Genomic DNA, 18,836 nt, shown 5'->3' on the forward strand with positions numbered 1-18,836 from the left:
AGCCGCTTCCCGACGATGGAATGCCGACCGGCCCGACGTACGGATCGCGTACGCCGGGCCGGTCAGCCCTGCCGCCGAGTTCGGTGGCGATCGAGCTGCTGTCCAGAAGCGTCGCCGGGTCGACACCCCCGAGCAGATAGCTCGTGGCCATGACCGAGACCAGGGCCTGCTCGGCCCGCCGCCGGTGGGTCAGCAACCACTCCGGGAAGTAGCTACCGTGCCGCAGCTTCGGGATCGCCAGGTCGATCGTTCCGGCCCGGTGTTCCACTCGCGCTTCCGGTAGCCGTTGCGGGAGTTGACCCGCTCGTCGCTGCGCTGCCCGTAGCCGGCGCCGCAGATCGCGTCGGCCTCGGCGGACATCACCCTTCTCTGACTTGGTCGTCATGAAGGATCGACGCGATGGCCGTCTTTCATCCACGCAACACGCCCATCAGGGGCAAGTCGTACACCACTGCCGTGGACGCAACCGGTCGACCGGTCGAAGAGACCACCGCCGGCACCGACTTGCCGCCCGCCGCAGATCGCTTGGTGAATCCAGTCCTCGGATCGTTCGCCGGGGCCTGGCAAGTCCAGCCTGGTCAGGCGGCTACTGCGGGAACGTGGCAGACTCCCGCATCCCGGTGGTCGACACACGCGCGGGGTCACCTTTGGCGAACCCGATGACGGCGACCAGGCAATGCGTCAATCGAGCGGGATCGATCGGCCACACGTTCGCCTGGAGCCGCCGTAGCTCCTCGCTCGGGACAGCCTCGGTGGAGACGATGACCGTCGACCGCCGGCGGGCAGCCGCACGGTGAAGAAGGCCAAGGCGGTCCCGACCCCTGCCGACCGGTCGATGACACCCAGCTCCATCGCCAGGTCCACCTGCCGGGAGTACGGATTGTGTGCCTCCACCAGGCTTCCGATCCGGGGCCTGGCTCCGGTGCACCGCAGGTTGCGCACCGAGACCCCTGTCGGCCCCGAAGGCGGCTCAGAGGTCAGTGCCGAGTGCCACGGATCAAGCGTGCCTGATGCCTACTGATCAGTCGGCTTCGCGCCCGGTGGTTGCCTGAGCAGCCGCTCCCGCAGGAGAAATCCATGCGCCGCCGCGAGGTGTCGGCTCTGGGCGATCGCCGCGGCGGCCTGTGCCGGACGGCCCAGCGCGCGGGCAGCCACCGAGACGGCCCGCAGGGCTTCCAGCCGGTGTAGCACGCTGCCGGAGGTGTCAGCCCTGACCACCATCGACTCGGCGGTCGCCAGCGCCGAGTCGGCCCGCCCCTGGGCCACGAGAATGTCCACCACCATCTTTATGGTGTCCGGGATCTGAAAGGCTGGAGAGACGGTGAGCACATCTGCGTCCTCGAGCCGCCGAACGGCGCCGGAAAGGTTCCCGTCGAGCAGATCGGCGGTCGCGAGCAGCATCAGGGCCTCGCGACGTGAACTGGCGTCCAGGAGAGTCTGCGCAGGGTCGACGATCGGCTCGAGCCGGCCCCTGGCCGCCGCTGTAGCGCCAGCATCAAGATCGAGCAATGCGAGCACGATCTGGGCGTGCAGGTTCTGAACCAGGCTGACTCCCCGACAGGGCACCGCAGCCAGCGCAGCGAGCTGCCGGCTGCCGGCGGCATCGTCCTGCTCACGCGCGATCGACGCCGCGTACGTGCCGGCGGCGACCATCCGCAGCACGTCGCCGAGCTGCTCCGCGCCGGCCAGCGCCCGCTCGGCGCAGAGCCGTGCCGTGTCCAGCGGGCCCCGTTGCAGCGCGACGGTGGCCCGTCCGAGATCCGCCTGGACCGTCCGCACCAGGTCGCCCGACTGGCTGGCCAGCCGACCCGCCGCCTCGAAGTCGGTCGCCGCGTTGTCCAGCAGCCCGGCCTGAACGGCCAGTGAACCTCGCCGCACGTAGGCCGCAGCGAGCTGATGATCATCGTTGATGCTGTGCGCGAGAGCCACCGCCCGATCAGCGTGGGTCAGTCCGTCGAGAGGCTGACCATGCAGTTCGAGTGCCCGAGCCGCGACCATCGCCAGCAACATCTGGGTCCGGGGCGTGATCCGGCTGCCGGTGGGGGCCTCCAGCACTTCGGCCAGCGCGGGACCGAAACGACCGGTGTCTACCAGGACCTGGGCTATCCGCCCGTGCAGCCGCGCCAGCCCGTCGTGATTGCCGAGTTGGCGGTGCATCCGGCGAGCAAGTTCGAATTCGCGCAGCGCGTCGGTGGAGGCGCCCGTCTGGTGCAACGCCCTGCCCACCCGCTCGGCGGCCTGAGCGGCGAGCGCCGAAGTCACCTGCGACGCCGGGGGTGGGGCCGGCGTGGGGCCGGCACCGACCGAGATGAAATTCTGCCAGTCACTTCTCGGCAGGCCCAGAGCCTGCGCGAGGCGGCGCAGCGTGCTCCGGTGCGGGGCCGCGCGCTCGGAACGTTCCAGCGCCCCGATCGTACGAACGCCAAGGCCCGCCCGCTCGGCCAGTTCCTGCTGCGTCAACCCGGCATCGCCTCGGTAGCGGGCAAGCAAGAGCCCGAAACTCTTGCCCACGTCGTTCATCGGCCGATTCTAGAACCTCGAACTGTCCATAGCTACAGGTAGAGCCGCTGTTGGCGCCCAGTCCGCCCGGTAACTCCGGGCTCCGCGAGACAGGGTGGGGAACAGGTCGTTTCGGCCACTTCTGACCCTGGCTGATTGTGCCTGGTCCACCTGGCCGTCGATCGGTAGACATGCCGTCGAACGATCGTTCGGTTCGTCGGCGAAAGGATCAACTATGAAACTTCCCGCTCTGGTGCCCGTCAGGAGACGCAGGTCAGCACTGCTGGCGGCTCTCCTGACGGTGGTGGTCGGTTTCGGATCGGCGCTCGCGGTGGCAACTCCCGCAGTTGCCGGCGAGGGGGACGTGGTGCATCCGCCACAGTGTGAGGTGTGGAACGGTCACTACATCTGCAAGCGGTCGGGCGACGCGTGGAAGGGCAACGGCTCCGGGAACAATTTGGGCACACGCGGCAACCGCCACTATCTCACCGTGTCGTATTCGCCTAACGGGACTATGCCGGGCAACATGATCTATGTCTATACTTACAGCATACTTTGGGACAAGCGTTCGAACTCGAACTGGCAGAAGATGTGGTCGAGCGAGACGATCAAGGCGCTCGGACGCAACGGGGTGACCCTGTCGGTCGGCTGGGATGCCATCGAGTTGACCTGTTGCGAGTCCGCCGAGATCAGCGCGAGCAGGGTCTACCTGGCGATGGAGCGCGATGCGCCCCTGGTGGGCAACACCATGTCGCGGAACGCGGATCTCTCCTTCCCCCACCTTCGCAGCGTCGAAAAGGTGGAGAAGGTCACCAACAGCACCATCGAATACCCCGCAAGCAACACCACTTATCGGCTGTTGACGCAACTGCGACTGACTGACTACTGACCCGGTCCGGTTGCCGCCGGGCGGGCTCCCGGTATCCACGGCCGCAGGACCCGCCCGGACGGCCACACAGCTGACCAACGCTGCAAGGAAGGGTGGCTCACGTGCCAACGGCGTTCTCCATGCGTCGGATCACCGTCGTAGGGTGTGTTCTGGCCCTAGTGGCGGGATGCACGCCCACCCCGAAGGGTTCCGGCGGTTCCGAGCCGCCTCTGACCAGACCCGAGCTACCCGAAGCTTGGGTGGCGCAGGCCGTCGACCGGGCGAATGACCTCCTCTATCCGGGGCCGGCGTTTCCGGTGGTGGTGAGCCCGATCGAGCCAGACCCCACGCTCTACGCCCACGCAGTCCGGATCCTCGCCTCCGCTGGAGAAATGTCCTCGACCGAGCGCCAGCAGGCCACCGCGCGTCTCGTGAACTGGTGGCCGGATCGCGACGAGGAAGGTCTCCGCTGGCTGGCGATCAGCCGGGCGTTGCATTCGCTCGGCACGATGGACCGGATACCGGCACAGCGCCTCGATCGCATGGTCACCTGGGCTCGGTCGGTGCTCGCCAGGCCCGCCGACGGCGTGAGCGCGGAGCGCCGGGTGTCAGCTGCTGCTCAAATCGTCCGGCTGCTGTCACACTCGATCGTTGGGCGTCCGGCGGCAGACGATCACGCTACGCTGTTGACCAACGCGGCCGCCCGCTTCCCCTGTGAGGCAGCACGTACCGTGGAGGATCTGGTCAGGTCGGCGGTGGTGGCCGCAGCCGCCGAACGGCCCTGCGAGCCGCAAGCCTCCGTCAGGGCGGACGTGGACGAGCGCCTGCGACAGGGCCGGTCGAGCGACCTCACCGTCGTCACCGACACGCTCGCGATCCTGGCACCACTGGCCACGGTGGGGGTCCTGAACCCCGAGGAGCTGCGTGCCACCGGGCAGGCGACGCTCGACGCACTCGGACAACCCGGTTACGAGCGCGGCGGCGACCTGGGGCAGTCCGGTGTCGTCAACGTGCTCGACGCCATCACCACGGCCGGCGCGACCTCCGCGCTCCCGCCGGCCCAGGTGCAGACCCTGCGTCGGATCGTCCGGTCGGAGGCCCGACTGCCGGACGCGACCAGCGACGGGGACCCCGCGGACACGGCGGTGGCGCTGGCGGCTCTACGACTCCTCGGGCAATCGGTTCCGGCCACGGTCGACTGGGACGCCCCGCTCAGCGTGCAGGACCGGACAACGCTCGCACTGGCACTCGATCGTGACCAGCTCCCCCCGGCATCGCAGGTCAGGGCTGCCCTCAGTGCGCAGCCACCGTCGATCCTGGCGCAGGCATACCTGACGGTGGCCCACCCTGGATTGTGCACCGACCAGACCCGCGCTCTACGCCGCACCATCAACAGCATGCCTGACCTGCACGCCTGGTCGAGCGATCGACTGTTCCACGTCGTTCTCCTGATCGTCGCCACGGCCGATTGCGGCGGCGCCGACCAACAGCAGCTGATCAGGTTGGCCGGCTCGGCGCTCGACGTGGCGCAGCGGGACGTGACAGCCGAAAAGCCCGGCACCCACCGCGTCGTCGACACCTGGTACCTGGCTGAAGCCGGCTGCCTGCTCGGTAAGCCGACCCGCTACCTGCCGCAGGGCGAACTTCCCAGTGACTGGCTCACGGGAGCGGTCGACCCGCAGGCGAGCATCCACCACCTGTACGCCGTGGTGCGCCTGGCGGAGTTGATGCGGCGCCCGTCGTACACGTGCGGCAAGGGCTGGTGGGCAGCCCGACCAGCCAACTGAGCGATCGGGCCTTGTCGAGTAGGACACTCTGGGCTACGCCGCTGGCCGTTGCAGATTCTCCACGCGGTGCGACCAGCCATCGCCTGTCCGGCGTTGCGGGCCTCAACGACCAGGAACCGGTACTGAGTTCCCCCGCTCTGATGGAGCGGTGGTTACCTGCTGCCGGCTGGCGCAGGGGCGGCGACAGTTGGTTCGGCTGGTTGCGTCTGGCGGGTGTGCCAGGCGGCCTCGTACTCGTTCGGACTGAGGTAGCCCAGTTCCTTCTGGGTGCGGCGGGTGTCGTACCAGCCGTAATAGCGTAGATCGCGTTCTCGGCCTCGTCGCGGGTCCGCCAGGACGTGCGGTGCACAAGTTCGATCTTCAGCAACCACCTCACGGGCGGGCGGCGCCGGGCCCAGCGCGCCGCAGCGACCTGAACTTCGAAGCTCAGCCGGCGCGCCGGGCCCGACCGTCAGTTACTCAACCGGTAGCTGTAGGCGAAGCTGCTCGGGCTACAGACACTGAGCTGGTTCTGCGTCTGGCTGTAGCTCCAGCCGGGCGGGACGGAGCAGGCCCACAGCCCGTTGGCCGGGACCCGCATCCGGTAGCTGTAGGCGAAGCTGCTCGGGCTGCAGACACTCAGATCGTTGGTCACTCGGTCCCAGGTGTAGCCGGACGGCACCGAACAGACCGTGATGTTGTCGGCCGGGACCCGCATCCGGTAGCTGTAGGCGAAGCTGCTCGGGCTGCAGACACTCAGATCGTTGGTCACCCGGTCCCAGGTGTAACCGGACGGCACCGAACAGACCGTGATGTTGTTCGCGGGGGCGCGCAGGCGGTAGGTGTACGCCCAGCCGCCCGGGTTGCAGTTGTTCAGGTCGTTGGTCACCCGGTCCCAGGTGTAACCGGCCGGGACCGAACAGGCCCAGGTGTTGTCCAGGTTCTGGGTGATCGTCCAGCTGAACGAGGCGCTGCCGGTCTGATTGGCGGTGTCCCGGGCGGTCACGGTCACGCTGTAGGTGTTGACCGTGGTGGGGGTGCCGGAGATCAGGCCGGTCGAGGAGTTGATCGACAGACCGGCCGGCAGCCCGGTTGCCGACCAGGTGTACGGGGCGGTGCCTCCGGAGGCGGTCATCTGCAGGCTGTTGGCCACGTTGCGCATGGTGCTCCGGTTGCCCGGGTTGGTCACGTGCACGGTGCCCGGGCTCCCACCGGTGTTGACGAAGAGCAACCGGTTCGGCGAGCCGCTGCCCGGACTGGTGATCTTGTTGGGGGTCGAGTTGGTGAACATGGTGCTGGCCACCTGTGCCGGGGTCAGCCCGGGGCTGTCGCCGAGGAGCAGGGCCGCGGCACCGGCCACGTGCGGGGCGGCCATCGAGGTGCCGCTGATCGTGTTCGTGGCGGTGTTGCTGGTGCTCCACGCCGAGGTGATGCTCACCCCGGGAGCGAAGATGTCCGTGCACGTACCGTAGTTGGAGAAGGACGCCCGGGAATCGTTGCTCGCGGAGGCGTTCACCGTGATCGCTTCGGCGACCCGGGCCGGCGTGAAGTTGCAGGCGTTGGAGTTGCTGTTGCCGGAGGCGATCGCGTAGACGACACCGTCGGCGATGGAGTTGCGCACCGCCGCCTCCAGCGTGGCGTTGCTGCCCGAGCCGCCGAGGCTCATGTTCGCCACGGCCGGCCCGGAGGTGTGGTGACCGGTGACCCAGTCGACCCCGGCGGCAACCGCCGCGAAGGAGCCGGAGCCGGCGCAGTTGAGCACCTTCACCGCGATCAGCCGTACGCTCTTGGCCACGCCGTACGCGTTTCCGCCGACGGTGCCGGCGACGTGCGTACCGTGGCCGTTGCAGTCGGTGTTGTTGGTGTCGACGGTGTTGACGCCCCACACCGCCCGGCCGCCGAAATCGCTGTGCGTGGTACGGATCCCGGTGTCGATGATGTAGGCGGTGACGTTCGGCGCCGTGTTCGGATAGGTGTAGCTGTTGTCCAGCGGCAGGTTCCGCTGGTCGATGCGGTTGAGACCCCAGGATGGCGGGTTTGTCTGCGTGCCCGTGGTCGATACGGTGCCGTTCTGCTCCACGTAGGCGACGCCGGGCTCCGCGGCGAGGCGGCGGGCGGCCCGCTCGCTCAGCGTGGCGGCGAAGCCTCGCAGCGCGTACCGGTAGGTGTGATCCACTCTGGCCCGGTATTTCGTGGCCAACTGCCCCGCCAGCGCGTCCACTCCTTGACTGGCGACTTTCCCGTCGTCAGCGAAGACAACGATATAGCTGTCCTTGATGGCATTCGGGTTACCCGCGCCAAGAATTTCGCTTTCGGCCGGTGCGGCCGAGACCGTGGTGACAGAAACGGTCAGGACCGCCGCCATGATCCCCCGATCATGGCAAGACGCCGGCCCCAACCTGAACGAACCTCTCTCACAGGGCTTCTCCCTCACGCAGGATTGATCCGACCGCCGGAGTGACCGACAGCCGGACAACAGAGGCATGGAGCGTTCACGCGGCCGCCACTCCAAACTAAACGAGACAGCGATGAAGGGCAATACCTCACCTTTGTATCCCACCAATCATTCCAATGAGTGTGGCAAGATGAATTAGCCGAACAAACCGGACCAGGAATTCTCCGAAACGGAGCTGCCCACCCGGAGGATCGGAGCGGGTGCCGCACCTACCCGCGCCCGGCGGTGAGCTGACACGCCCGCTACCCGTCTGGAACGCTGGCACCAGATCCATGACCTGCTCGACCGGGGCGTGGGCCTGCTGGAGTGCACCCGGCGTCTGCAGCTGGCTCTGAACACCGTCAAGCGCTACGCGCGAGCCGACCGGCCCTCCGCGCCCCCAAGCACCTCTTCGAAGAAGTCGAGGCACTCGGCTTCACCGGCTGCCTCAACCTACTGCACAAGTGCATCAACCAAGGCCGCGCGGACGTCGACCGCAGCCACATCTACGGACGAGCAACATCGCCTTCGACCTGCGCAAACACGACCCACCCGAGGCCGTGGTCCCCACCATGGTGTCGGCCGTCGCCCGTGTCCTCGCCAGCCGACCCGTAGACGCCGCACTCGTGCTCACGGCAACTGGCTCCTGCTCACCCGAACCGCCGGGACGGTACGCCAACACCGGCAATCGTGGTGGGACACCTACGGCGTCCGGGAGATGACCGTGCGGTAGGCCGGTTTCGCGGCGCAGGAGGCTTCGCGCCACCGGTCAGAACGACGAGCGCGGGTACGTCGTTGACTGTCGTCCAGTGCCCGGTCCACGGCCGGCGAGCCCTGAGCCGGGGGAGCGCACATCATGATCTTCGTTGATGTGCGCGGTGTGTGCTCTAACCCGACGCTCCGCCGGTGTCCGCAGGCCGATGACCTGCGGCTTCTCTCTCTCAGGCGTCCTGCGCGGGTCGCACCCGCGCGCCGCTGTGATCGCCTGCGGAAGCCCAGCGAAGTGCGTAAGTGCTGCTCAGCATCAGTTTCCCATCGACCGCCGTAGCGGTCTCCTGCCGCGCGCTGCGCCCGGCCCGGCGTCGGGCCGTGCCTCACTCTGGACCGTACTTATTGCCAAAGTCTGGCAACTACGTAATGCTGGCAGCAGTGGGCGGGTGCTCCGGCAACGCGATGATCTGAACTACCGCCGGGGCGCCCGCCCAACTCTGCGACGACGATGGTGTGAGGAGTTGCTGGTGGCCGTCTACTCTCTGCCCGACATGCCGTACGACTACGGTGCGCTGGAGCCGGCGATGTCCGGCGAGATCCTCCAGCTGCACCACAGCAAGCACCATGCGGCGTACGTCAAGGGCAGCAACGACGCCCTGGAGCAGCTCGCCGAGGCCCGGGACAAGGGTGACTTCGCGGCGCTGGTGGGGTTGGAGAAGACGTTCGCGTTCAACCTGTCGGGGCACGTGCTGCACTCGATCTTCTGGAACAACCTGTCCCCGGACGGCGGTGACCGCCCCGACGGTGAGCTGGCCGCCGCGATCGATGAGCACTTCGGATCCTTCGACGGCTTCACCGGGCAGCTGTCGGCGGCTACGAAGAGCGTGCAGGGCTCCGGCTGGGGTGTGCTGGCGTGGGAGCCGCTGGGACAGCGCCTCATCGTGGAGCAGGTCTACGACCACCACGGCAACGTCGGTCAGGGCTCCACCCCGCTGTTGGTGTTCGACGCGTGGGAGCACGCCTACTACCTGCAGTACCGCAACGTGCGCCCGGACTACGTCGACCGGCTGTGGAACATCGTCGACTGGGCCGACGTCACCGCCCGCTTCGACGCCGCCCGCGCCGCCGCGCCGAAGCTCTGACCGGCATGACCGGCCCGGCCCCGGTCGCCGCCGACCTCGTGCAACGCGCCGCCGGGGTCATCGCCGCCCGCCACCGCGGTGACCTCGCCGGCGCGGAGGCGCTGCTGGCCTCCTTCGAGTCCGACCAGGCCCGCACGCTCGGCTTCTATGTCCTCGCCGACCTGGCGTTGGGCCTCGTCCGAGCGCAGAGCGGCCAGAGCTTGGACGACCTGGTCCGGGAACTCACCCTGCTCGTGGCGGCCACACCACCGCGCCCGCCTGCCTGACCGGCGACAGCCCGCGCGCCGCCGGTGTTCGCCGGCTGATGACCTGCGGGCTTCCGTTTTCTGCCTCGTGTGCGAGCGAAGGCTCGTCCGTAGAGGACGAGCCCGTCGCGGCCCCCGGCGGTGGGGTGGCCGACGGCGTGCGCTCATCTTGTTGGCGACCGCGTCGTCGGGGTGCAGTACCGGTCCGATCGCCATGAGGATCGGTTCGTTGGCGCGCCAGTCCACGCCGAGTTCGACCTTGGAGACCCGCACACCGCAGCCACCTGGGGTGGCGGTTGATCGCGCCGTCGGTGACGGCCAGCCGGGCGAAGGTGTCGTACTGCCGCTCGGTCTCGACGGTCAGGCCGTCGTTGCGACAGGCGTGCACGACGGCGGTGACCGCGGCGGTGAACTCGCTGCGGTGGTCCCAGGCGGTGAACAGGTCGACGTCCTCGCTGGGCCGCTGCAGAAGCCCGGCGGCCTGGACCGCGTAGCCGTCGGCCAGCGCGAAGCCGTTATCGGTCGGCCGCGGCGAGCCCGGTGTGGGCGAGGCGTTCGTGGAAGGGGTCCACCGCTATGCCGCGTTGCTGCGGGTGGCGGCGAGTTCGGGGAAGGTGTCCTCCCAGCGCTGGCGGAGCTGGGGTGGCAGCCAGAGGGTGGGCCAGAGCCGTCGGAGGAGGTCGGCGTCGAGCCAGGTGTTGAGATCTTCGGCTGTGCTGGCTTCGGTGAGCACCACCTTGTACATGCTGGCCAGGCGTGCGGTCCGGTTCAGGTCGTACTCACCGTGTCCGGACCAGTCGAGATGACGCGGAAGCGTCACCGTGCCCGCGGTCGGGCCATGCCGAGTGCTCGGTATCCGGGCATGCGGCGTGGGAGTGAGGCGGCGAGGATGGGTGTGGCCGGGTCGTGATAGTCGTGGACCTCGGCGAGGTCCTTGCCGGGCGCGGCGCGGATGACGCGGTCGGCGCATTGGACGAGTAGGCAGTCGTAGGAGATCGGGCCGGCGAGGAAGAGGGTGTCGAGGGCGGGGGGCGTCGAAGCCTTCGCCGATGAACGGTGTGGTGCCGATGACAAGGAGACCGTCGCCGGCCTTGGCGCCGTCGAGCCGGTCGACGATGGTCCGCCGTTCGCGGCTGCTCATCGCGCCTGGGAGCACGAGCGCCTGGTGCCCGCGTGCGGCGAGCAGAGCGGTGAGTGCCTCGACCTGGGCGACCCGGCGGGTCAGGACGAGACAGTTGCGACCGCGGGTCAGGGCCGCGGCGACATCGTCGGTGATCTATGTGTTGCGGGGCTCGTCGAGGGCCAGCCTTCGGTGTACCTCGCGAGCGCGCCGGGCGCATCCAGGTCGACGTCGCCGGGTTGAAAGTGGTCTCGTGGATGAACAGGGCTCGACAGGGTCCGGCGTCGGCGTGCATCGCTGCCGCGAGGGTGCCTTGTTGTTCCTCGTCGGTCAGGGATTGACGCCTACCGGCACTGGGCCGGAAGGTAGGCCACGATGAGCGAGTACCAGTACTACGAATTCACCGCCGTCGACCGACCCCTCACTGTTCGGGAGCGGGCCGAGCTGCGGTCGCTGTCGACCCGGGCCGACATCACCGCCACCAGCCTTGTCAACACCTACGAGTGGGGCAACTTCAAGGGCGACCCGCGCAAGCTGATGGAACGATACTTCGACGCACACCTGTACCTGGCGAACTGGGGCACCCACCAGCTCATGCTCCGGCTACCGAAACACGTGCTCGACCCCGCCACCGTCGCCCAGTACTGCCAGGGTGACAGCGCATCCGCGTGGACCGCCGGCAAGCACGTCATCATCGACCTGCACGACGAGGACGAGGACGGCGCCGACGAGTGGGATCTGGACGGCCACGGTCTGCTTACCTCGATCATTCCGGTCCGGGCCGGCCTCGCCGCCGGCGACCTGCGCCTGCTGTACCTGGCCTGGCTCCGCTGCGTACAGTCCGAGGAGATCGCCGACGACGAGCGCGAACCGCCTGTCCCCGCCGGACTGGGCGCCCTCGACGCGCCCCTCACCGCCGTCGCCGAGTTCCTGCGCATCGACACCGACCTGATCGCGGCCGCGGCGGCCGGGTTGGCGCAGGCCGCCTCGAGTGAACCGACCGCAGCGCAACTACGGACGTGGGTCGTCGGGCTGCCCGCCTGGGACAAGGACGCCATCCTGGCCGACCTGATCACCGGCGGCGACAGCTACCTGCGCAGCCGACTGCTGCGCCGCTACCGCGACGGGCATCCCGCCGACGCGTCCACGCCGACGGCTATCCGTACTGCCGGTCAACTGCTCGCAGCCGCTGCGGACCTGCGCGCCGTGGGGGAACGACGGGATGCCGAGCAGCGTGAACGCGACCGGGTCCGCCGGGAACGCTCCGCCGCAGCCGCCCGGCAACGGCACCTCGACACCCTCGCAGTCGACCAACCCGCCGCCTGGCAACGGGTCAACGCACTCATCGCCACGAAGAAACCCCGCGAGTACGACACCGCCGTACAACTCCTCGTCGACCTGCGCGACCTCGGCGAACGCGACGAAAACACCTCATCGTTCCGAAACCGGCTGGCCGAGCTACGGGCGGCGCACGCCCGCAAGCCCAGCCTGCTCGAACGCCTCAACCTCGCAGGCCTCGACACCTGACGCCTGGTCCGCCGCCCGGTGGGCTGGCCACCATCGCCTACCCGAGCTGCGGCTCTCGCGCCGGCGCCACGACCTCAGACGATGACCGTCGGCCTGCAACAGGGCCGGCGTTGACGGCCATAGTGTGGTGTGAGGCATCATGTTTGGCCGTCGGACGAGGACCTGTGGTCTTCGATCGTCGCCGGTGACGAGTCGGCGTTCGGCCGGCTTTTCGACCGGTACTCCCGCTCGGTTTACAACCACGCGTTCCGGCTGACCGGGTCGTGGTCGACGGCCGAGGACGTCACCCAGGCGACGTTCCTCGTCGCGTGGCGCCGCCGCCACGACGCCCGCTTGGTGGATGGCTCGGCGCTGCCGTGGTTGCTGGTCGTCGCCACCAACGCGGTCCGCTCCGAGTGGCGGTCGGCGCGCCGGTGGCTGGCGCTGCTGCGGCGTCTACCGGCGGAGCGGCACGCCGATGGTGACCTCGCAGACGAGGTTCCCGCGCGGCTCGATGACGAGCGGCAGATGACCGAGGTCCTCTCGGTGGTCCGCCAGTTGTCACCGGCCGAGCGGGAGGCGGTGGCCTTGTGCCTGTGGTCCGGCGTGTCGTACCCGGACGCGGCAGCCGTGTTGGGCATCAGCGAGGTGGCGGTGCGGTCCCGGGTCAGTCGGGCGCGCAGCCGTCTGGCGCGGCTGCTGCCCGAGGAGATTCAGGAGGGGAAGCGGTGAACGACATTCTCGACCTACCCGCGGAGCGGGACCTACCGCCGAAGTCGGCGCACGCGATGCGGGCCCGGATCCTCGGCTTCGCGAGCCCGCCTCCGGCGCGTACTCCCCGACTGAGGATCGCCGTGGCCGTGGCGGTGCTGCTAGCCGTGGCATCTGGTGCCGCGGCGGTGGTGTGGGACCGGCCGGAGCGCTCGACCGTGCAGGTGTTGGCCATGGGGGCCGGGGAGCTGTCGCCGACGCTGCGGGATGCGGCCGAGCGGTGCCTTCGGTGGAACTCCCCGCAACGGCAGACGCGGCAGGACCCGAGCGAGCAAGCCGTCCCGGTGTCCCTGGCCGACCTGGCGGTGGCCATCGAGCGGGGTGACCGCGCACTGGTGTTGTTCATGAACGACGTCGGCTACGCCACCTGTGACGTCGAGTCGCCGGGAACGGGCCGCGAGTCCGGCGGGGGCGCCACCGATCCCTGGCCGCACGGAGATTGGCTGCCCGGGCCGGTGCAGCGGCTGCTGCTGACCTCCACCGAGGCCGACGGTGGGGACGTCAGCGTCAGCGGCAGGGTCAGCAGCCGCGTCCACCGGCTCGTGCTCGACCACGGCGACGGCCACACCACCACAGCACGACTTTCCGAAGGCGCGTTCGGCCTGATGACCAGCGACGCAAGGCTCAAGGCCGGCAACGACCCTGAACTGGTCAGCTACGACGCCAAGGGGACGGAGATAGACAGGCGTCCGCTATTCCAAGCCGAAGATCAGCTCGAGTACTGCTATACGGGCCCGGACGGAAAGCGGATCTACGGAAAACCGACCAACGGCTGCCGTCCTGCCGAAAAGTGGGGGCGTTAGCCATGATCGGAGGGTGACTGCTGCCCCGGGACGTGGGTCGTCACTCGCGGACCAGCCCCGGTGGCAGCGCGTCCTCGTCGGGGTGGACCTGCGGGCATTGGCCACGGGGTCGCGCTCCAGGGCGTGGATCACGGGTGCCGGGGGTCTGCTGCACCGATCGGTGACATCTGAGATGGCTTGCCCTGATGGCCTAGCGGGGAGCCCAGTAGGTTCAGCTGTCGAGCACTTTCACTGTCATCGATTGGAGATGCCGGCCACGTGTCGCAGGTCGAGAAGATCGCCGGTGAGCTCCGCGCGTTGATGACTGGGGTGGAACGCGCGCAGGGGTTGGCAGCCGCTGCTGACGGTCAGGCGCAGGAGGTGGCGTTGCGGGCCGCGGGCGCGGGCTTCGTGGCAGTGGCGGCGGGTGTGGCGCGGGTGCGTAACGCGATTACGGGCATCCAGGTCGGCCTGGGAACTCTTGCCGGGTCGATCGGTGAGGCGACGAAGGCCATCGCGGCGGTGCCGAACGAGGCCAGCCCGCAGGAGACGATCGCTGGGCTGGTGCCGGTGCAGAGTGCCGTGGACGCCGCTCGTGACGCGGCGGCTGGGGCCATCACCGGAGTCGGTGAGGCGCAGCAACTCGTCGCCATGGTTCTGCAGGGTGGGCAGCCCGGGCCGCTGCTGCAGGTCCTGGACAGTATCAAGCAGGTTCTGGTGCTGGTCGTTGCGCGTACCGGCGGGGCCCGTCAGGCCGTTGAGGCGGCGATCGCGCAGGCCCGGCAGTTGGGGTCGTCGGGAAACTGACGCTGGCTGGCGGTCACCCACCGGCCAGCCCCACCCCTTCCGAGCGCGGTGACCCGCCGTCGACACCTCATGCCGCCGGCGACACCCCATCAGCTGACCACGGCCACGGTACGCCCTGGGCCAGGCAGCCAACCGGAGTCCCGGGCGGGACGCCGACCGGTCCGAGAACCAGAATCCCGCCCCGGTTGGACGACGAAGGGCGGCGTCCGTTGGAGCTCGAGAACGAATGCGCCGATATAGTCGCCAGCAGGAGCTACCGGGTCCACCAGAACCCCACCAGGCAGGAGATCGCCGACGCCCGGCTCCGGACCGGCGACTCCGGCAACCCGAACAAAGACCCGGACTACCTGATCGAAGATCACGTGTTCGACTGCTATTCGCCCACTCTCGGCAAGCCGGTACGGGGTGTCTGGAGCGAGGTCCGCGCCAAGGTCGACAAGGAGCAGACCCAACGTGTGGTGCTGAACCTGCACGACTGGCACGGAGACCTCGCGGCCCTGCGGACACAGTTCGACACCTGGCCGGTCGAGAAGCTGAAGGAACTCGTCGCGGTAACGCCCAGTGGCGCGATCGTGCAGATCGTCCGTCGAGACTGAGGAGAGGCGCAGAGATGGCTGTCGAGTTCAGGTTGACCCTGGCCGGTGACCTTCCCCTGGAACACGTCGCTGATCTCGTGGCGGCGGACACCGCCGAGAAGCCGAGGCCGAGCGGCACCAACCCGCGGCTGTTCAGTGCCCGCCTCTACGACACCCGCGGGTACGCGCTGACCGTCTCCTCAGGGAGCCAGGGCTATTTCGATGCCGAGGGCGACGACGGTGCCCGCTGGGAGTGGGAGCCTGAGACGTACGCCGACATCGACTTCTCCATGCGGGCAGACGACTTGGTCGACAAGGGGATCCCGAACATGATGAAGGCCGTGGCCCGGGTGTTGGCCGCCCGGCAGGAGGACGCGGCGCTGGTCCAGAACGGCAACTGGCTCCTGCTGACCCGCACCGCGGGCGAACTCCGTAGACACCGGCCTACATGGTGGAGCCACTACGGCATAGACGACCTCATCACCCCGTGAGCCAACCGCGTGGGTGACCCGCTGACGGACGACGCGGCTTCGACCCGCCGTCCGTGCGCGACGTCGACGTCGCCTCTCGACCCGGCGGACCTGACCCGCGACAACGACGACCGGGCCGCCGCGCGGCTGATCGCGACCTGGCCGGAATCCCCGTGGGAGGCGACGCCCAGCCGGGGGAGCGGGCAGCCCCACATGATCTTCGATGATGTGCGCGGTGTGTGCTCTCCAGCAGATGCCAACCCGGGTCAGCCGGTGCCAACGCGGGTCACCGCGGCCGACCGCCGGTCGCAAACCGGGGTACGTGTGCTCGAGCTGTGGTCCTGGGCTGGGCAAACGGGCATCCGGGTGACGCGGGTGAACGTGGGCCACTCCCTGCCACCCCAGGTGAACCCCCAAGTCGCTAGACTAGGCCCTCGCGCCCTCGTAGCTCAGGGGATAGAGCATCGGTTTCCTAAGACCGTTGTCTATCTGTACCCAGAGGCTCAGTACCTGCGGGTTCCTATTCTGCTTTCACTTTATTGGGTCGCACACCCGCGTCGCTGTGCTCGCTTGCCGAAGATCAGCAGAACGGGCGTAAGTCCTGCTCAGGCCATGCTTCTAACCCGACGCTCCGCCGGTGTCCGCAGGCCGATGACCTGCGGCTTTCCTATCGTCCCCGTTGTGTGCCGGTCGCTTCGCGGGATCGCTGCGATCGCTTGCCGAAGATCATCTGGAACGTTGTGGGCCCTATGGGTGCCGGCTTGACGTAGCCGCGAGTCGGGGCCGATCATCGTTCCTCGTCGTCGAGCAGTTCGCGGCGCCACTCCGCGAACCGGCTTCGGAGATCGTCCAGCGCTGGGCCGGTGACGCCGTATCGGGCGAAGTCGTCGGGGTCGAGCTGGGCGGCTTGTCCGAGGGCGTCGGCGAAGATGCGCCGGTCGAAGCCACGGTCGGCGCGTTGGGCGAGGGCGAGGAGGGCGTCGCGGGTGTAGCGGCCGGATCGGAGCGTGGCGTCGATGTCGATGAAGTCCCGGGCGAACGCTCGTCCGTAGAGGGCACTCATCTTGTTCGCGACCGCGTCGTCAGGGTGCAGTACCGGTCCGATCGCCATGAGGTTCGGTTCGTTGGCACGCCAGTCCACGCCGAGTTCGACCTTGGAAACCCGCACACTGTCGGTGACGGCCAGCCGGGCGAACGTGTCGTACTGCCGCTCGGTCTCGACGGTCAGGCCGTCTTCCCGGTAGGCCTGCACGACGGCGGCCACCGCGGCGGCGAACTCGTCGCGGCGGTCCCAGGCGGTGAACAGGTCGACGTCCTCGCTGGGCCGCTCGACGAGCCCGGCGGCCTGAACCGCGTAACCGCCGGCAAGCGCGAAACCGTATCGATCGGCCGCCCCGAGCCCGGTACGGGCGAGGCGTTCATGGAAGGGGTCCACCGCTACGCCGCGTCACTGCGGGTCGCGGCGAGTTCGGGGAAGGCTTCCTCCCAGCGCCGGCGGAGCTGGGGCGGCAGCCAGAGGGTGGGCCAGAGCCGCCGAAGGAGGTCGGCGTCGAGCCAGGTATCCAGATCCTCGACCGTGCTGGCTTCGGTGAGCACCACCTTGTACATGCTGCCCAGGCGTGCGGGCCGGTCAAGGTCGTATTCGGCGTGCCCGGACCAGTCGAGGTGACGCGGAAGCGTCACTGTGCCCTCGGTCGGGCCGTGCAGTGCGGCGAGGGTCTCGGCCACCACGTAGGGCCGCCGGTCACCGTAGGGCCGGTAGTCCGCTGGCGGCTGGGGTGATGTCCGGCGCCGGTTGATGTTGGTCGCCCGCCGGACTTCCGGTCGGAGCGCCTGGCGGATGGTCTCTCGGCTGTATCCGGTGACGCGCTGCAGATCCACCGGCCGCCAGCCGGCAGCGTGAAACGCCCGCAGTTGCTCGTCTCGCTCGGTCAACGCGGCGGCCCGCGTCGCCTCATACCGGGAGACAACCGCCTGCAACTCATCCTCAGAGAACCGGCCCATGACCGCTAGCCTACCAGGCTAGGCCCAGCGCGCTTGGCTTCTAAGGCGGTGGTCTATCTGTGTCCGAAGGCTGATGACCTGCGGATTTCCATTCATCTGCTCATGTATGCCGGTCGCGGCAGGGTGTTGCTGTGGTCGCTTGCTAAAGATCAGCCAGGCGGTGTTTCGTAATGGTCCAACCGTCAGGAGTCGGACCGCAGTGGACAGGGCCTCGTTGCTCCGTCCCATCCGATGCAACCCTGGCCCGAACCTTCTGATCCGTAGTCCGAACCCGTCAGATGCTCTCTACGCTGCGTAGGCGGAGCAGCATGTGTGCTGCTGCGCGCTTATAAATGCCAAAACAGACGACCGCGTGTCTGCTGGTCAGGGCGATGACGGGAGCGGGGTTCCAACCTTCCGCAGACGGCGATCGGCCGTGCAGGACGTGCTGTGCTGGTCCTGTTCCAAGCGTGCTGGTCAGGTTCCGAACATCCGAGCACCAACGGAGCACCACCACGGCTGGTAACCACCGGCGCGAAGGACCCTTACTGGTCGTCGCTGCGAGCGCGTACCGAGCGCCGGACGGCAGCGGTCGATGAGCCTCCGTGAGACGCTCACGTTCCGAGGCTGGTTGGTCGCCTGCTGTAGATTGCAGTGTCGTGCTTCTCGTGGCAGCGAATCCGGAGCCCGTCGCGCAGCCCACGTTCTGGGAGAACGTCGTCTGCATTCTGTTCTTCTCGTCGATAGGCGTGCTGTACGTCTGCTACTACTTCGGCTTCAGGATCGACGCCAAGTGTCTCGTCATCACCAAGACCACCCGCAGGCCCTGCATGAAAGACGGCAAGGTTCTCGTGGGCTGCCCAAAGCACAAGCGGCAGAAGACGGTGGCCTGGGTTCGCCATCTCGGCGCTGCAAGTTGGCTGGATCCTTGGCTTCACCGGTTGCACATCGTTCCGCCGTCGTTCGCGCCTGTGCCGTCACCTCCGACACCGCCAGCCGTCCAGGGTGTCGCGTCGCCAGTGGTGACCCAGACGCCTGGCAGGCGCATGGCGCTCGAAGCCCGTATCGCGTTGTGGGCTTTGGGCTTCGGCGTGCTCCAGGCGGTCACGGCCCTCGTCGCGCTCGCTGTCGATGTCGCCGCTGGCAAGTAGCGGCTG

Annotated in this window: 16 protein-coding genes and 5 pseudogenes; 14 read left to right on the forward strand and 7 right to left on the reverse strand. The window is 68.4% G+C overall.

Annotation, left to right across the window (positions count from 1 at the left end):
• Positions 1-127: 127 nt before the first annotated feature.
• Positions 128-363: pseudogene (locus GA0070616_RS15425) on the reverse strand (transposase); the annotation flags it as partial.
• A 651-nt stretch (positions 364-1,014) separates the two neighbouring features.
• On the reverse strand, positions 1,015-2,520 hold the full coding sequence (locus GA0070616_RS15430) for a helix-turn-helix domain-containing protein (RefSeq protein WP_091082529.1): 1,506 nt from the start codon (positions 2,518-2,520) through the stop codon (positions 1,015-1,017).
• Positions 2,521-2,734: 214 nt separating this feature from the next.
• Between GA0070616_RS15430 and GA0070616_RS27630 the strand changes: the two genes are divergently transcribed.
• Together GA0070616_RS27630 and GA0070616_RS15440 are read left to right on the forward strand one after the other, a co-directional pair.
• Entirely contained in the window at positions 2,735-3,388 is a 654-nt protein-coding gene (locus GA0070616_RS27630; RefSeq protein ID WP_139128903.1) for a hypothetical protein, read from the forward strand.
• Between the two features lie 371 nt (positions 3,389-3,759).
• Positions 3,760-5,154 carry a hypothetical protein gene (locus GA0070616_RS15440; RefSeq protein WP_091082534.1) on the forward strand — a complete coding sequence of 465 codons (1,395 nt, stop codon included), beginning with the start codon at positions 3,760-3,762 and terminating at the stop codon, positions 5,152-5,154.
• 451 nt (positions 5,155-5,605) lie between these two features.
• Here the strand turns inward: GA0070616_RS15440 and GA0070616_RS29455 are convergent, their stop codons facing one another.
• Positions 5,606-7,618: a S8 family peptidase gene (locus GA0070616_RS29455; protein WP_425412951.1), complete on the reverse strand. Its 2,013-nt coding sequence runs from the start codon at positions 7,616-7,618 to the stop codon at positions 5,606-5,608.
• Between the two features lie 214 nt (positions 7,619-7,832).
• Here GA0070616_RS29455 and GA0070616_RS15455 point away from each other — a divergent pair.
• The 4 genes and pseudogenes from GA0070616_RS15455 to GA0070616_RS15465 all read left to right on the forward strand — a co-directional run.
• Positions 7,833-8,128, forward strand: a pseudogene (locus tag GA0070616_RS15455) (ISL3 family transposase); the annotation flags it as partial.
• A pseudogene (locus tag GA0070616_RS28835) lies at positions 8,083-8,300 on the forward strand (SitI3 family protein); the annotation flags it as partial. The pseudogenes GA0070616_RS15455 and GA0070616_RS28835, both read left to right, overlap by 46 nt.
• Before the next feature lie 505 nt (positions 8,301-8,805).
• Positions 8,806-9,420 (forward strand): superoxide dismutase, encoded by a 615-nt coding sequence (locus GA0070616_RS15460; RefSeq protein WP_091090868.1) that lies wholly within the window; start codon positions 8,806-8,808, stop codon positions 9,418-9,420.
• 5 nt (positions 9,421-9,425) lie between these two features.
• Positions 9,426-9,686, forward strand: coding sequence for a hypothetical protein (locus GA0070616_RS15465; RefSeq protein WP_091082539.1), 261 nt, complete (start codon positions 9,426-9,428; stop codon positions 9,684-9,686).
• Between the two features lie 138 nt (positions 9,687-9,824).
• Here the strand turns inward: GA0070616_RS15465 and GA0070616_RS29325 are convergent.
• Both GA0070616_RS29325 and GA0070616_RS15470 read right to left on the reverse strand, forming a co-directional pair.
• Positions 9,825-10,237: pseudogene (locus GA0070616_RS29325) on the reverse strand (nucleotidyl transferase AbiEii/AbiGii toxin family protein); the annotation flags it as partial.
• A gap of 2 nt (positions 10,238-10,239) precedes the next feature.
• Positions 10,240-10,509: pseudogene (locus tag GA0070616_RS15470) on the reverse strand (hypothetical protein); the annotation flags it as partial.
• Between the two features lie 171 nt (positions 10,510-10,680).
• Here GA0070616_RS15470 and GA0070616_RS28840 point away from each other — a divergent pair.
• From GA0070616_RS28840 to GA0070616_RS15510, 7 genes are all read left to right on the forward strand, one after another.
• Positions 10,681-11,028, forward strand: a complete 348-nt coding sequence (locus GA0070616_RS28840; RefSeq protein ID WP_245712781.1) for a hypothetical protein — start codon at positions 10,681-10,683, stop codon at positions 11,026-11,028.
• A gap of 132 nt (positions 11,029-11,160) precedes the next feature.
• A complete protein-coding gene (locus GA0070616_RS15485; protein WP_091082541.1) occupies positions 11,161-12,312 on the forward strand; it encodes a hypothetical protein in 1,152 nt (383 codons plus the stop codon).
• A gap of 129 nt (positions 12,313-12,441) precedes the next feature.
• Positions 12,442-13,023: an RNA polymerase sigma factor gene (locus tag GA0070616_RS15490; RefSeq protein WP_091082544.1), complete on the forward strand. Its 582-nt coding sequence runs from the start codon at positions 12,442-12,444 to the stop codon at positions 13,021-13,023.
• Positions 13,024-13,145: 122 nt separating this feature from the next.
• Positions 13,146-13,865 (forward strand): hypothetical protein, encoded by a 720-nt coding sequence (locus tag GA0070616_RS15495; protein ID WP_245712782.1) that lies wholly within the window; start codon positions 13,146-13,148, stop codon positions 13,863-13,865.
• A gap of 258 nt (positions 13,866-14,123) precedes the next feature.
• Positions 14,124-14,651 carry a DUF6244 family protein gene (locus tag GA0070616_RS15500; RefSeq protein WP_091082549.1) on the forward strand — a complete coding sequence of 176 codons (528 nt, stop codon included), beginning with the start codon at positions 14,124-14,126 and terminating at the stop codon, positions 14,649-14,651.
• A gap of 185 nt (positions 14,652-14,836) precedes the next feature.
• Positions 14,837-15,247 (forward strand): CdiA C-terminal domain-containing protein, encoded by a 411-nt coding sequence (locus tag GA0070616_RS15505; RefSeq protein WP_091082552.1) that lies wholly within the window; start codon positions 14,837-14,839, stop codon positions 15,245-15,247.
• A 14-nt stretch (positions 15,248-15,261) separates the two neighbouring features.
• Positions 15,262-15,717, forward strand: coding sequence for a SitI3 family protein (locus GA0070616_RS15510; protein ID WP_091082555.1), 456 nt, complete (start codon positions 15,262-15,264; stop codon positions 15,715-15,717).
• Positions 15,718-16,483: 766 nt separating this feature from the next.
• Here GA0070616_RS15510 and GA0070616_RS15515 read toward each other — a convergent pair.
• The gene (locus GA0070616_RS15515) at positions 16,484-17,131 is read right to left on the reverse strand and encodes a nucleotidyl transferase AbiEii/AbiGii toxin family protein (protein ID WP_091082558.1); all 648 of its coding nucleotides are present in this window, start codon (positions 17,129-17,131) and stop codon (positions 16,484-16,486) included.
• Between the two features lie 2 nt (positions 17,132-17,133).
• Positions 17,134-17,700 (reverse strand): hypothetical protein, encoded by a 567-nt coding sequence (locus GA0070616_RS15520; protein ID WP_091082561.1) that lies wholly within the window; start codon positions 17,698-17,700, stop codon positions 17,134-17,136.
• A 638-nt stretch (positions 17,701-18,338) separates the two neighbouring features.
• Here GA0070616_RS15520 and GA0070616_RS15525 point away from each other — a divergent pair.
• Entirely contained in the window at positions 18,339-18,830 is a 492-nt protein-coding gene (locus GA0070616_RS15525) for a hypothetical protein (protein ID WP_091082564.1), read from the forward strand.
• The last annotated feature ends 6 nt before the right edge of the window (positions 18,831-18,836 follow it).

The organism is Micromonospora nigra, from assembly GCF_900091585.1.
In the GTDB taxonomy this organism is placed as follows: Bacteria; Actinomycetota; Actinomycetes; order Mycobacteriales; family Micromonosporaceae; genus Micromonospora; species Micromonospora nigra.

Bases quoted from the DNA above. Each gene is read 5' to 3' on its own strand.
- GA0070616_RS15430 (WP_091082529.1), bottom strand. From the start codon at position 2,520: ATGAACGACGTGGGCAAGAGTTTCGGGCTCTTGCTTGCCCGCTACCGA.
- GA0070616_RS27630 (WP_139128903.1), top strand. From the start codon at position 2,735: ATGAAACTTCCCGCTCTGGTGCCCGTCAGGAGACGCAGGTCAGCACTG.
- GA0070616_RS15440 (WP_091082534.1), top strand. From the start codon at position 3,760: ATGTCCTCGACCGAGCGCCAGCAGGCCACCGCGCGTCTCGTGAACTGG.
- GA0070616_RS29455 (WP_425412951.1), bottom strand. From the start codon at position 7,618: ATGCCTCTGTTGTCCGGCTGTCGGTCACTCCGGCGGTCGGATCAATCC.
- GA0070616_RS15465 (WP_091082539.1), top strand. From the start codon at position 9,426: ATGACCGGCCCGGCCCCGGTCGCCGCCGACCTCGTGCAACGCGCCGCC.
- GA0070616_RS15485 (WP_091082541.1), top strand. From the start codon at position 11,161: ATGAGCGAGTACCAGTACTACGAATTCACCGCCGTCGACCGACCCCTC.
- GA0070616_RS15510 (WP_091082555.1), top strand. From the start codon at position 15,262: ATGGCTGTCGAGTTCAGGTTGACCCTGGCCGGTGACCTTCCCCTGGAA.
- GA0070616_RS15520 (WP_091082561.1), bottom strand. From the start codon at position 17,700: ATGGGCCGGTTCTCTGAGGATGAGTTGCAGGCGGTTGTCTCCCGGTAT.